The 13636-nt window shown below is 72.2% G+C and carries 10 protein-coding genes; 3 read left to right on the top strand and 7 right to left on the bottom strand.

Annotated features, from left to right (window positions below):
• Positions 1 to 129: 129 nt before the first annotated feature.
• Positions 130 to 1437 (bottom strand): ABC transporter substrate-binding protein, encoded by a 1308-nt coding sequence (locus ACIBBA_RS31570; RefSeq protein WP_396702260.1) that lies wholly within the window; start codon positions 1435 to 1437, stop codon positions 130 to 132.
• 138 nt (positions 1438 to 1575) lie between these two features.
• Between ACIBBA_RS31570 and ACIBBA_RS31565 the strand changes: the two genes are divergently transcribed.
• Together ACIBBA_RS31565 and ACIBBA_RS31560 are read left to right on the top strand one after the other, a co-directional pair.
• Positions 1576 to 2631, top strand: a complete 1056-nt coding sequence (locus ACIBBA_RS31565) for a LacI family DNA-binding transcriptional regulator (protein WP_396702258.1) — start codon at positions 1576 to 1578, stop codon at positions 2629 to 2631.
• 220 nt (positions 2632 to 2851) lie between these two features.
• Positions 2852 to 3889: a LacI family DNA-binding transcriptional regulator gene (locus ACIBBA_RS31560; RefSeq protein WP_396702256.1), complete on the top strand. Its 1038-nt coding sequence runs from the start codon at positions 2852 to 2854 to the stop codon at positions 3887 to 3889.
• Between the two features lie 12 nt (positions 3890 to 3901).
• On the opposite strand, the gene ACIBBA_RS31555 is transcribed toward ACIBBA_RS31560, so the two are convergent.
• From ACIBBA_RS31555 to ACIBBA_RS31540, 4 genes are all read right to left on the bottom strand, one after another.
• Positions 3902 to 4873 (bottom strand): NADP-dependent oxidoreductase, encoded by a 972-nt coding sequence (locus tag ACIBBA_RS31555; RefSeq protein ID WP_396702254.1) that lies wholly within the window; start codon positions 4871 to 4873, stop codon positions 3902 to 3904.
• Positions 4874 to 5260: 387 nt separating this feature from the next.
• Complete coding sequence (locus tag ACIBBA_RS31550; protein WP_396702253.1) at positions 5261 to 6070, bottom strand: peptidylprolyl isomerase; 810 nt, start codon at positions 6068 to 6070, stop codon at positions 5261 to 5263.
• 134 nt (positions 6071 to 6204) lie between these two features.
• Positions 6205 to 7482, bottom strand: coding sequence for a D-alanyl-D-alanine carboxypeptidase family protein (locus tag ACIBBA_RS31545; protein ID WP_396702251.1), 1278 nt, complete (start codon positions 7480 to 7482; stop codon positions 6205 to 6207).
• 147 nt (positions 7483 to 7629) lie between these two features.
• A complete protein-coding gene (locus tag ACIBBA_RS31540; protein WP_396702249.1) occupies positions 7630 to 8358 on the bottom strand; it encodes a MerR family transcriptional regulator in 729 nt (242 codons plus the stop codon).
• Positions 8359 to 8533: 175 nt separating this feature from the next.
• On the opposite strand from ACIBBA_RS31540, the gene ACIBBA_RS31535 reads away from it, so the two are divergent.
• The gene (locus ACIBBA_RS31535) at positions 8534 to 10807 is read left to right on the top strand and encodes an ATP-binding cassette domain-containing protein (RefSeq protein WP_396702247.1); all 2274 of its coding nucleotides are present in this window, start codon (positions 8534 to 8536) and stop codon (positions 10805 to 10807) included.
• Positions 10808 to 10901: 94 nt separating this feature from the next.
• Here ACIBBA_RS31535 and ACIBBA_RS31530 read toward each other — a convergent pair whose 3' ends face one another.
• Positions 10902 to 11321 (bottom strand): protein-tyrosine phosphatase family protein, encoded by a 420-nt coding sequence (locus tag ACIBBA_RS31530; protein WP_396702245.1) that lies wholly within the window; start codon positions 11319 to 11321, stop codon positions 10902 to 10904.
• A gap of 980 nt (positions 11322 to 12301) precedes the next feature.
• Positions 12302 to 12898, bottom strand: a complete 597-nt coding sequence (locus ACIBBA_RS31525; RefSeq protein ID WP_396702243.1) for a hypothetical protein — start codon at positions 12896 to 12898, stop codon at positions 12302 to 12304.
• Positions 12899 to 13636 lie beyond the last annotated feature (738 nt).

The raw sequence follows: 13636 nt of genomic DNA, 5'->3' as shown, positions 1-13636 counted from the left end.
CCCAGTAATTCTCGCGCCACGCTCGCGGGCGCGCGCGCGCGGGGGGGCCCCCCCCCCGCCGGGCGGGGGGGGGGGGGGGGGGCGCGCCCCCCCCCCCCCGGCGGGGGGTCCGGGTCGGGTTGGTGGAGGTCACTTCTTCGCGGCCGCCTTCATCGCCTCGACGACCTTCTCCGGAGTGCCGTTGCCGGCGAAGATGGCGACGACCGCGTCGTTCATCGCGTTGCCGACGGTGCTGCCGAAGGCAGTGTCCAGCCAGAGCTGCACGTACGTCGCGCCGGAGGTCGCCTCCAGGATGGACTTCAGGGCAGGGTCCGCCACGCCGGACTCCGCGCCCTTGGCTACGGGCAGGCCGGTGCCGGTCTCGGCGTAGCCCTTCTGCACCTCGGGGCTCACGATGTACTTGAGGAACTCGACGCACTCGGGCGGGGCGTTCTTGGCGCAGGCGAACCCGTCGCCGCCGCCGAGGGCCGCCTTCGGGTCACCGGCGGAGCCGGCGATCGCCGGTACGGGGAACCAGCCGAGGAACTTCTTGAGCGCCTCCGGGTCCTCGGCGACGGTCTCCAGGGTGCCCCGGTTCCAGTCGCCCATCAGCTCCATCGCGGCCTTGCCGTTGGCGACCAGCCCGTTGGCGCTGGTCGGGTCGTTCTGGCCCGGCGTCGCGATGAAGTTCGGCTGGAACGGGTTGGTGCCGATGAAGGTCTTCAGGTCCTGGCCCGCCTTGACGAAGCACGGGTCGTCGAAGACCGTGTCGACGGACGCCTTCTTGAGCGTGTCGACCGAGCAGGCACGCAGCGCGAAGTTGTACCACCAGTGCGCGGCGGGCCACTTGTCACCGGCACCCAGCGCGATCGGGATGACGTTGATGGCCTTGAGCTTCGTGACCGCCTGGTTGAGCTCCTCGAACGTGGTCGGAGGAGCGGTGATGCCCGCTTTCGCGAACATGTCCTTGTTGTACCAGATGCCCTCAATCCCCATCCGGTACGGCAGGCCGTACTGCTTGCCGTCCACCTGCCAGATCTCGGTCGCGCTGCCGATGTTGGCGACCTCGTCCTTGACCTGGTCGGTGAGGTCCTTGAGGTAGTCGGCCTCCACCTGCTCACGCATCTCGCCGCCGCCCCACGCCTGGAAGATGTCCGGCGGGTCGCTCGACAGCAGCGCGGCGGGGAGCCGGGTGCGCTGGAGTTGGTTGGTCTCGATCGCCTCGATCTGGATCGTGACGGTCGAGTGCAGTGCGGAGAAGTCCTTCGCGACCTTCTCCCAGTAGGTCTTTCCAGGCCCGTCCTGGGAGGCGTTGTGCCACCAGGTCAGGGTCACCGGGTTCTTGTAGAGCTCACTCTCGGCGGGTGCCTCGCTGTCGCCGCCGTTGCACCCGGCGACGAGCAGTGCGGTGGTCACGAACAGCGCCAGGGTGGCGCCCGCGCGGTGCTTCATCGCCATCGACACGTCTCCTCGACTAGCAGTGGCGGTGCTTAGGTGCGGCGAGTTTTACAGTCCTGTAACGGAGTGTCAACCGTTGTCGATAACGTTTTCGAATCCCTCGCGGCGAGTCCCTGGTGGCCCTCTATCATCATCGGCGTGACCTTCCCCGAGCGTGTCAAGATGTCGGACGTGGCCCGTACGGCCGGCGTCTCGGTGGCGACCGTGTCGAAGGTCGTCAACGGTCGCTACGGCGTGGCGCAGGCGACCGTGAAGCGCGTCCGGGAGGTCATCCACCAGCTCGGCTACGAGGCCAGCCTGGGAGCGCAGAGCCTGCGCAGCCACCGGACGAACGTCCTCGGCATCCTGGTCGCCGAGTTCGAGCCGTTCTCGACCGAGCTGCTCAAGGGCGCGTCCAAGGAAGTTGCCGGCACCGGTTACCAACTGCTGGCCTACTCCGGCGGCGACGGCGACGGCACGGCCGTCGGCTGGGAGCGGCGCTCGCTGGCACGCCTGTCCGGGACGCTCATCGACGGGGCCGTGATCGTCACGCCGACGGTGGTCGAGACCAAACAGGGCTTCCATGTCGTGGCCGTCGACCCCCACACCGGCCCGTCGGGGCTCCCCACCGTCGACTCCGACAACTTCGCCGGTGCGGTGCTCGCGACCAACTACCTCCTGTCGCTCGGACACCGCCGCATCGGCCACATCAGCGGTCGCCCCGACCTCGAGTCGGCGCGCCTTCGCGAGGCCGGCTTCCGCCGGGCCATGGCCGACGCGGGCGTCGCGGTCGACGAACGACTCGTCCGCGTCGGCGGTTTCCGGGTCGAGGGCGCCGCCGCCACGGCCACGGAACTGCTGACAGCGCCCGACCGGCCGACCGCCGTCTTCGCCGGCAACGACCTCTCCGCGATCTCCACGATGGACGTCGCCCGGACCCTGGGCCTCACGGTGCCCGACGACCTGTCCGTGATCGGCTTCGACAACATCCCCGAGTCGGCGCTGGTCACCCCGCAACTCACCACGATCGCGCAACCCCTGCAGCGCATGGGAGCAGAGGCGATGCGGCTGCTCATCGACCTCGTCGGCGGCGTCGAACGCGACCCGCACGTCCGCCTGCCGACCGAACTGGTGGTCCGGTCTTCCTGCGCCCCGTACCCGCCGCCCCCCGGGCCGGGTCGGCCGCCGTCGGCCGCGGGGGCGGCGAGCGGCTGAGCGGCGAGTCACGAGGGCTGCGCCGGGCCTGGCGACGCGCCGGTCCGGTCCGATCAGCCCGACTTCCGGGAATCTCCCGCAACTTGCCGGAACACGGTCGCGATCCGCCCTGTCGCCAGCCCTCGGTCCGTGCGGCAAGATGACCGGGACGGAGCAGCGGCGACGGGCCTTCCGGACCCGGCCCGCCGGGTCCGGCGCCGAGCCGGGGAGGGAGACGCCGGTGGACGCCGACGAGGGACGCAGGGTGACCATCACCGCCATCGCCCGGGAGGCCGGGGTCTCGGTGCCGACCGTGTCGCGAGTGCTCAACGGAAGATCGGACGTCGCGCCCGGCACCCGGGAGCGGGTCGAGGAGCTGTTGCGCCACCACGGTTACCGGCGTCGGGCCACCCGCGCGGTACGAAGCCCCGGCCTGCTCGACCTGGTCTTCAACGACCTCGACAGCCCCTGGGCCGTGGAGATTATCCGCGGCGTAGAGGACGTCGGCCACGCCGCCGGTCTCGGCACCGTCGTCTCGGCGATACACCGACAGTCCACCGCCGCCCGGCAGTGGCTGCAGAACCTGCGCGCCCGGGCCACCGACGGTGTCATCTTCGTGACCTCGCACGTCAGCCCCCCGCTCTACGCCCAACTGCGGCGGCTCAACGTGCCCGTGGTGGTGGTCGACCCGGCCGGCGTGCCCGCCATCGACGTGCCGACCATCGGAGCCACCAACTGGGCCGGCGGGCTCGCCGCGACCGAGCACCTGCTCTCGCTCGGGCACCGGCGGATCGGGTTCGTGGCCGGGCCGACGCACCTGCTGTGCAGCCGGGCCCGGCTGGACGGCTACCGGGCCGGGCTGGAGGCCGCCGGCCTGCCGCTGGAGGAACATCTGTGCCGGCCGGGCGACTTCTACCACGCGTCCGGCTTCGCCGCCGGGTCCTCGCTGCTCGACCTCGACGAGCCGCCGACGGCGATCTTCGCGGCGAGCGACCAGATGGCGTTCGGCGTCTACGAGGCCATCCGGCAGCGCGGTCTGCTGGTCCCGGGCGACGTCAGTGTGGTCGGCTTCGACGACCTGCCCGAGGCGCGGTGGGCCTCACCGCCACTGACCACCGTGCGGCAACCGCTGGTCGAGATGGGTCGGCTGGCCGCGCGAACCGTCCTGCGGCTCGCCCAGGGCGAGGCCATCGACTCGCCCCGGGTGGAGCTCGCCACCGAACTGGTGGTCCGGGACAGCACGGCCGTGCCGCCGGTCGGTTCGTCGCGGGCGTCGTGACGGTCCTGCGGCTCAGCTCACGGTGAGCAGCAACTTGCCGGAGTAGGAGGTCTGCAGCCGGCGATGCGCCTCCGCCGCCCGCCCGAGCGGGAACTTCTCGGCGACGTGCACCTGGAACGGGCCCGCCTCGATCAGCTCGTTGAGCCGCTGCAGCTGCCCGGGTCCGGTCTCGCCCTCGTACGCCTCGACCGTCACGCCGGGCCGCTCGTTCGGTGCCGGCTGCACACCGTTGGGGTACGCGAGCACGGCGCCGTCGCGCAGCGCCTCGGCGAGCCGGTCCAAAGTCTTGCCCCCCGCCATCGCCAGCAGACCGTCGACCCCGTCCGGAGCCACCTCCCGGATCCGCCCCAGCACCTCGGCGATTTCACCGTGGCCGTCGAGCGCCACGTCGGCGCCGAGGCGGGTCACCAGCGCCACGCCCTCGGCCCCGGACGCCACGGCGATCACCTTGAGCCCCTGCCGTTTGGCCAACTGCACGGCAAGATGCCCCTGGCCGCCACTCGCGCCGAAGATCAGCAGCCACGCGCCGGCCGGCAGGCTCAGGAGATTCAGCCCCGACATCGCGGTCAGCGCGTCGGTGGGCATGGTTCCGGCATGTTCCACCGGCACTCCCGCCGGCAGCTTCGCGACGTACTCCGCCTTCGTCGCCGCGTACTCCGCGTAGAAGCCGCCCTTCGGCCGGGTGTGGGCGTACGCGTAGACCAGGTCGCCCACGGTCACGTTGGTCACCTGTCCCCCGACGGCGGCGATCGTTCCGGCCGCCTCGGCGCCGGGAACGATCGGGAACGACGCGCCCTCCGGCACCAGCTTGCCCTCGCGCTCGGCGGCGTCCCACACTCCCACCCCGGCGCTCCACACCTTGAGCAGGACCTCGTCGTCGGCGATCTGCGGCACCGGCAGGATGCGTGGGGTGATCACCTCCGGACCGCCGAACTCGTCGAAGGCCGCGGCCTGCATCCGCTCGGGCACGTCGCCGTCTGCCATCTGGAAGTCCTCTCCACCCTGCTGTCTCGGGAGCACCGGTCGGCCGCACGATGGCCGTGTGTGAGCCGCACGGCTCCGCGCCCGCCGCACGGCCGCCGTCGAGTCGGATGACGGGCGCGACGGGTGCCGACAGCCGCGGGTGGACCTGGTGTCCCCGGCCGCGCCGGCATCATCGATCGCAGCATGCCGCACCCCCATCCCGGCTGGTCGCCGCTCTGCGCCGTTCACCCGGTCGGGGTACCCGCAGCGCTGGCGTTGTCGGCCAGCCCCGGCCGTCCGCGCCGGTGGCCCGCCGTTGCGGCGGCCGTCCAGCGCCGGACCCTCGGCGACCGGCAGCGCCGCGCCGGCCGGATCGGCTCCCGGTCGGCGCGGCGCGGACGTGAGCCGTCAGCGGTGGTGGTGCCGCAGGGCCTTGCGGATGTCGACCGGCAGTGCCGGCGCGCCGTCGACGGGTGCGGGGTCCTCCTCGGTCGGGGCCACTCCCCCGGCGGCGATCCGGTCGAGCGTTGCCAGCCCGGCCCGGTCGACCGAGCCGAAGACGGTGTAGTTCGGCCGCAGCGCCGAGTCGGCGTAGACCAGGAAGAACTGGCTGCCGTTGGTGTCCGGCCCGGCGTTGGCCATGGCGAGCGTGCCCCGGGCGTAGAGCCGGCGCTCGCCCGTCGGGTCGGTGGGCGCCGGCGGCAGGTCCGTCGGCAGCTCGTCGGCGTAACGGTAGCCGGGCCCACCCGAACCGGTTCCGGACGGATCTCCGCACTGCAGCACACTGAGCGTGGGGTACGCGGTGAGCCGGTGGCAGGAGGTCCGGTCGTAGAAGCGGTGGCGGGTCAGGTGCAGGAAGCTCTGTACCGTGCACGGCGCCGCCGCCCGGTTCAGGAGCAGCCCGATCGGGCCGTGGTTGGTCCACAACGTCACCCGGACGGTGCCCCGGTCCGGCGTACGGCGGGGGTCGGGCGGCAGCGGGACCGGCCGGGCTGCCGGCTCCTCCGGGGTGGCGAGGTAGCCGCACGGACCGTGGGTGGCGCCCGAGCCGGCCGCGGCGACCGCCGGGGCGGCGGACCCGACGGGGGCGGCCACAGCGGCGGCGCCGGCGGCGGCGACCAGCGCCCCGGCGACCAGCGCCACGCTGGCGAGGCGGGTCAGCGTACGGGTCGGGCGGCGCGGGTCGGGAATGGACTGCGGTCGTGGTTCACGCGACACGGGATCCTCCTGGACTCGTGGTACCGGAGCGACCGGAGTCTATGGATCCCGTCGGTGCTTGTCGATCCGTGGCCGACCGCCCGGCGACTGGTCCGCCCGGCCGGGTCACCTGCCCGGTGCCCGCTACGCCCGGGTCAGGGTGCCTGCTGGCGGGCGACCCGACGGCGCCACACCAGCCCGGCGAGCAGCAGGACGGCCGCCGCGCCGGCCAGTCCGGCCACCGCCCAGAAGCCCGACGTACCACCGTCCACCGGCCCGCTCGCGGCGGCCGGTCGCGGCTGGTCGGGCACGGTCGGCGGGGACGGGGTGCCCGTCGGCGTCGCCGACAGCTCCCCGGGCTCGACCAGCCGACCGACCGAGGCCGACCGGGGCAGCGCGAACCCCCAGTCGAGCAGGGCCGCGCCCTGCTCCCAGCCGCGCATCGGCTGCGGCTCGCCGCCCAGCAGCGTGACCACCAGCCGGCGGCCGTCGCGCTCGGCGGCGCCGACGTAGGTGTGCCGGGCCAGGTCGGTGAAGCCGGTCTTGCCGCCCAGCGCGCCCGGGTAGCGGTAGATCAACTGGTTCTCGTTCTGGATCTGGAAGCCCTTGGTCCGCTTCGCCGGCTGGGCCGGGATCTGGGTCAGCTCGGTCAGCGCGTACCGCCGGAAGTTGGGGTCGGCGAAGCAGACGCGGGCGATCAGGGCCAGGTCGTACGCGCTCGTGAACTGCCCGCGCCCGTCGAGCCCGGACGGGGTGACCGCGTGCGTCTGGAGCGCGCCGAGCCGGCGCGCGTTCTCGTTCATCGCCCGTACCCCGCCGGCCGCTCCATCCGCGCCCCCGCCCAGCCGGGCCAGCACGTTCGCCGCCTCGTTGCCCGAGTTGAGCAACAGGCCCAGCCAGACCGTCTCGACGCTGTACCGGCCCCCTTCGACCAGTCCGACCGCCGACGACCCGGGCTCGATCCGCATGTCCGCCGCGGTGACCGTGACGACCTGCTTCGGGTCCAGCCGCGGCAGCATGGTCGCGGCCAGCAGCAGCTTCTGCACACTGGCCGGGGTCGCGTACTCGTGGGGGCCGCAGCCGCCGAGCACCTGCCCGGTGTCCAGGTCGGCGACGAGCCAGGAGGTGGCGGTGATCTTCGGCGGCGCGGGCACCCCCGCCGGCACGGCCAGCCCGGCGGTGTCCAGCTCCGGCCCGCCGACGACCCGGTCCTCAGGCACCACCGGCGGTGGGGACGGGCGCGGCGGGCGGGAGACCGCCGGGGCCGCCGCGCGCGGGCAGGGCACGGCCCGCGTCGCGCCGGCCTGCACCGACCCGCCGGCCATTCCGGCGGGACCGACCCGCTCCGAGGCCTCAGCGCCGGCGGCCGGGGCGGCCACGACGACGGAGAGCAGGACGGCCGTCGCCGTGGCCGCCAGCAGCCGAACTCTCATGCCAGCACCCTAATCCGGGCCGGAGAGGCGCCGGGGCGGGACCGCGGGCAATCGACACCGACCACCCGGAAGATCTGACGGTGCCGAATCGGTCGGTGCACGACGAGCTCTAAGCGCCCGTCGGCCAGGGCCTCGGCCGCTGCGGGATCAGGCCGGGCCGAGGGACTCCCGGTGACGCAGGTAGTCGTGCAGCGCGGCGGAGGCGCGCAGCCGGCGCAGGCTGCGCCGGTGCAGCTCCTGCTCCCGCCGGCCCAGCTCGGCGCGGACCCGCTGGGCGCTGCCGGTGGTGCGCAGCTCGGCCAGCACCGCCGCGATGATCTCGAAGGGGTAGGCGCCTCGGCGCAGCAGCGCGACCACCTGCGCGGCGCGTAGCTCTGTGTCGTCGTACACCCGGTAGCCGGTGCCCCGGACGCGGGTCGGGCGCAGCAGGCCGCGCTCCTCCCAGAGCCGAAGCAGCGAGGTACGGACGCCGACCAGCGCGGCCACCTCACCGACCCGGGCGGCACCGCGTGGCGCCGGCGCGACCGCCGCCGGGCTGGTCACCACCGTCTCGAACGCGCCGAGAACCCGACGGATCTCGGCCCGCTCGCGGTGCAGTTCGGCGTGGCCGCCGTCGAGCGCCGCCAGCGCGGCCGGCAGGTCGTCGCGGTGCACCGCGGCCATGATCTCCCGGGTACGCGCCCAGCCGTGCCCCTCGGCCATCCGGCGCGCCACCGCCAGGGCACGGGCGTGCTCGGCGGTGAAGATCCGATAACCGCTCTCGGTGCGCCGCACGGCGGGGAGCACCCCCAGGTCCACGTAGTTGCGGACCTGCTGCACCGAGATCCCGGCGGTCGCCGCCAGATCTACCGCTCGCAGCCGCTCACCGGTGTGCACGCCGACCACCGTACCGGTTACCACGTCGTTTGAGACTTTCCCTCCTATCCCACCTCCTGTCACGCTCGGTAGTTCGCGAAACCCTCTACGAGGGCTGAATGAGAGAATTGAAGCCGTCAAACCCCGATGCCAGGGTGGGCGATCGCCTGCCCCAACGATCTCGTGAAGGGTTCGCATGCCGCAGCCAGCACGGTCCGCCGCCGACAGCCACGACATGATCGAAGTACGCGGGGCGCGGGAGAACAACCTCGCCTCCGTATCGGTGGACATCCCCAAGCGCCGGCTCACCGTCTTCACCGGTGTCTCCGGATCGGGCAAGTCGTCACTCGTCTTCGGCACCATCGCCGCCGAGTCGCAACGCCTCATCAACGAGACCTACAGCGCCTTCCTGCAGTCCTTCATGCCGAACGTGAGCCGGCCGGACGTCGACTCGCTGCGCAACCTCAGCGCCGCGATCGTGGTCGACCAGGAGCGGATGGGAGTCAACTCCCGATCCACCGTCGGCACCGCCACCGACGCGTACGCCATGCTGCGGCTCGTTTTCAGTCGGCTGGGCACCCCGCACGTGGGTGGCGCCGGCGCGTTCAGCTTCAACCTGGCCGAGGGCATGTGCCAGACCTGTGAGGGGCTGGGCCGGGTCTCCGACCTCGACGTGCACGAACTGGTCGACGTCGAGCGGTCGCTCAACGACGGCGCGATCAAGGTGCCCAACTTCGCCGTCGACTCCTGGTACTGGCAGACCATCGTCGGCTCCGGCCTGTTCGACCCCGACGCCAAGCTGCAGGACTACACGCCCCAGCAGTGGGAGGACTTCCTGCACAAGCCCGCCACGAAGATCAAGATGGGCAGCAACAACTGGACGTACGAGGGCCTGGTAACGAAGGTCCGGCGGCTCATGCTCGCCAAGGACCGCGAGTCGATGCAGCCGCACATCCGGGCCTTCGTCGACCGGGCGGTCACCTTCACCACCTGCGCCGCCTGCTGCGGCACCCGGCTCAACGAGGCGGCGCTCTCCTCCCGCATCGCCGGCCGCAACATCGCCGAGTGCTCCTCGATGCAGATCAGCGACCTCGCCGAGTTCGTCCGCGGCATCGACGACCCGGCGGTGGCGCCGCTGACCGGCAACCTACGCAGCCTGCTGGAGTCGCTGGTCGAGATCGGCCTCGGCTACCTCAGCCTCGACCGGGAGTCCGCCACCCTCTCCGGTGGCGAGGCGCAGCGGGTGAAGATGGTCCGGCACCTGGGCTCCAGCCTCTCCGACGTCACGTACGTCTTCGACGAGCCGACGGTCGGCCTGCACCCGCACGACATCGCCCGGATGAACGGCCTGCTGTTGCAGCTGCGCGAGAAGGGCAACACGGTGCTGGTGGTCGAGCACAAACCGGAGACGATCGCGATCGCCGACCACGTGGTCGACCTCGGACCGGGCGCCGGCACGGCCGGCGGCCAGATCTGCTACACCGGCGACGTCCCCGGCCTGCGCCGCTCCGACACGCTCACCGGGCGCCACCTCGACCACCGGGTCAGCCTCCGGGCCGAGGTACGCCGTCCGACCGGGCAGCTGCCGATCCGCAACGCCGACCTGCACAACCTGCGCGACGTCAGCGTCGACATTCCGCTCGGCGTGCTCACCGTGGTGACCGGGGTCGCCGGTTCGGGCAAGAGCTCACTGATCCACGGCTCGCTGCAGCGACGCAACGGGGTGGTCATCGTCGACCAGTCCCCCATCCGCGGCTCCCGACGCAGCAACCCGGCCACCTACAGCGGCCTGCTCGACCCGGTGCGCACCGCGTTCGCCAAGGCCAACGGGGTGAAGGCCGCCCTGTTCAGCGCCAACTCCGAGGGCGCCTGCCCGGCCTGCAAGGGCATCGGCCTGATCTACACCGACCTGGCGATGATGGCCGGGGTGGCGACCGTCTGCGAGCGGTGCGAGGGCCGGCGCTTCACTGACGAGGTGCTCACCTACACGCTGCGCGGGAAGAACATCAGCGAGGTGCTCGCCATGTCGGTCGTCAAGGCGTACGACTTCTTCCCCAGCGGTCCGGCCCACGTCATCCTGGGCCGGCTGGTCGACGTCGGGCTGGGCTACCTCAGCCTGGGCCAACCGCTCACCACCCTCTCCGGCGGCGAACGGCAACGGCTCAAGCTCGCCATCCACATGGCCGAGAAGACCAGCACCTACGTCCTGGACGAGCCCACCACCGGCCTGCACCTGGCCGACGTCGACCAGTTGCTGGCGCTGCTCGACCGGCTCGTCGACGCCGGCAACACCGTCATCGTGATCGAGCACCATCAGGCGGTGATGGCACACGCCGACTGGCTGATCGACATGGGCCCGGGCGCCGGGCACGACGGCGGAAAGGTCATCTTCACCGGTACGCCCACCGAGCTGGTCGCGCGCGGCGACACGCTGACCGCTCAGCACCTGCGGGAGTACGTGGCCGCCTGACGCCTCCTCCGTACCCTGCGGGGCCCGTCCGAGTCCTTCGCCGCACGGGGCCGCGTGAGCGGGCCCCCGGCGCCCGGCCCGAACCCGGGCGCCGTCACGCCAGCCGGCGCAACCAGCGCCGCTGCCAGGGGGTCTCCACGGCCCGCGGCCGATAGCTGGCGCGTACCCAGTCCACCGCCCGCTCGGTGGGCAGCCCGTCCAGCACCGCGAGCGCGGCCAGGGCCGTACCGGTACGGCCCTGGCCGCCTCGGCACGCCACCTCCACCCGCTCGCCGGCATGCGCCCGGCGCAGCCCCTCCCGCAGGGCGTCCAACGCGTCGGCCCGGTCCAGCGGCACCCAGAAGTCCGGCCACCGGATCCGCCGGTGCGCCCACGCCGGCGCCGGACCATCCGCCAACAGCAGGGCGAAATCGGCCGGCGACGCCACGTCGGCGATCCGGCGCCCGCGCACCGGGGCCCCGCTCGGCAGCATGACCACGCCCGGCTGCTCCGACCACGCCACGTCCACGCTCATCCCGGCATTCTCCCCCGGGTGGCCGGACGGCGAGGGCCACTACTTCGCGCGTCCCTGCCGGTACTCCGCGTGTCCCTGCCGGCCCGAAGACAGTGCCGCCCCCGGCCGGGTGGCCGGGGGCGGCACTGGGGTGTCGGTGTGCAGGTCGCCTCGCGGCGAGTGGCGCGACGCGGCTCCAGCCAAACGGTATTCCGCGACGGCAATTATCAGGTGAGGCCCGGGGACACAGGACACACCGACACCCCGTACAACCTACCCACGCCCCCGACCATTCCCACCCCGCTTCTTCACATCCCCGACCACCCGCCGCCGGTCGCCGCTACCATCACCCACCGCCCCGACGCCCGCCCACAGCACGTGCCGGGTGCCGGCCTCGACCACCTCGACTCGCCCCGTGCGGCCGCTCGGCGCCGCACCACAGCGACCCGCCCGCACGTCCGCCGCCCGCGGGTCCGCCGGCCGCCTGCCGCGGTCCGCCGCTTGCGGCCGGCCCGAGCCACCCGCCCCGCACCCCGGGTCAGCTCTCCACGGCCGGAGATCTTGGACAGTTTCCGTTAGGACCTAACGGAAACTGTCCAAGATCTCGCCTCCGCGAGGTCAGGCCGGCCGGGCCGGGATGGCTTCGCCGTCCGCGTGCGGCTCGTTCGGGGGACCGCGATCAAAGAGTCCGGCCCCACAGGTCTGCGGGGCGACCCTGTGGCCGGTGGCAAGAGACGCCCGACCCGGTCTGCCGCCGGGTGCCGGCGATAGGGCGCCGGCAGCCATGGGCCTCCTGGCCGAGACCCGTATCGGGTTGGCGACCCAACACGGATCAGGAGGCGCTCCTGGCCGGCACCCGGGTGGGGTGCCGGCGAATGCGATCGGATGTGACGCCGGCCGGCGCCCGCGGGTCAGGTGCCGGCCGAAGTGTTCGGGGATATGCCGCTGGCCGGCACCCGTGTCAGGGTGCCGGCCAGCGGTCAGATGATGCGATGTGGTTGTCAGCTGTTCCAGTACTGGGCGACCAGGTCAGCGGCCTGCTGCTCCCACTGGGCGTAGGCGTCCGGGTAAGCCGACACCTGCACCGTCTGCGCGGCCTCGGTCAGCGGCATGTCCTGCCAACCATCAACCTGCTTCAGACCCTTCTGGAACGCCATCGTCGAGTACTCAGGATCCGTGATCTGCTCCGGCGTACCCCAACCCGAGGAGGGGCGCTGCTGGAACAGACCCAGCGAATCATGGTCGTTCATGTCGCCGAGGTGGCCCAGGTTCTCCAGCTTCGACTCCTGCAGCGACGTGGCGATCGAGATGACCGCGGCCCGCTCGTCCAGACCCGACTTCTTCGTCGCCGCGATGATCGCCTTCACATTCTTGGTCTGCTCGTCGTTCAGGTCGATACGGGACTGCTCGCCCTGCACGCCGTGCGGGATCAGCTTCGCCTTGTCCACACCCGGCTTGTCCGCCTGCACCGCAACGGCGGTGGGCTTGGCGTCCACGGCCGGCGCAGCGGCGTGAGCGGCCACGGGGCCGGCGAAGATGCCACCGGCGAAAGCCAGACCAGCAACACTCAGAACGCCCTTACGCATGATCGTGTTCATCAGGAAAGCTCCAATTCGGGGGTAGACACCCACAGCCGATAGGGGTCGGCGACGTGCGCGGGTGTGAAGCACCTCGACAGGCGCTCAAACAAACAAGGGGGAAAGTCATTTCGGCCGGGCCACATTCGGGGGCTCATCGGCCAGGGGGGTCCGACGTGCGAGGCGGGGGCCTCACGGCGTCGGGTCAGGTGTAACGACCGGCGGCCTGCCATCATTCCGGGGCCGGGGCCATCGGCCGGGTCCAGATGTAACGACCGGGGGTCGGCCGTCATTCCGGGGGCCGGCTCGTCGGCCGGGTCCAGATATAACGACCGGCTGGCCGCCGTCATTCCGGGGGCCAGGCCACCGTCGGCGACCGGATGAACCGGCCGGCGGGCGGGGCTGCTACCTCGGCCGCCGGGGGTATTCAACGACGCCCGGCGGCTCACCATTCCGGCCCCGGGATGCCCCCGGTCACACCCCAAACCACCCACACCGCCCAGCCGACCGGCATCGGCGCAGCCACACGGGACGGACGGACCGGACAACCATCCCAAGCCGCCGGCAAACGCAGCAGCCGGCCACCGTCCTCACAGATCATCGGCTAAAGCCGCCGACCGCCGAATGATCGACTCGAGATCTGTGAAGTTGGGGAGATGGAGCCCTTGGGCTCAAGTGGTTGTTGCAACGGGATGGATCTTCGTGAGGATGTTGGTTCATGCCGGGGAAGCGGTTGTCGTCCGGGGAGCGGGCGCAGAT

The organism is Micromonospora sp. NPDC051006, from assembly GCF_044456245.1.
Lineage (GTDB): Bacteria > Actinomycetota > Actinomycetes > Mycobacteriales > Micromonosporaceae > Micromonospora.
This window is presented reverse-complemented; position numbering and strand designations above follow the sequence as displayed.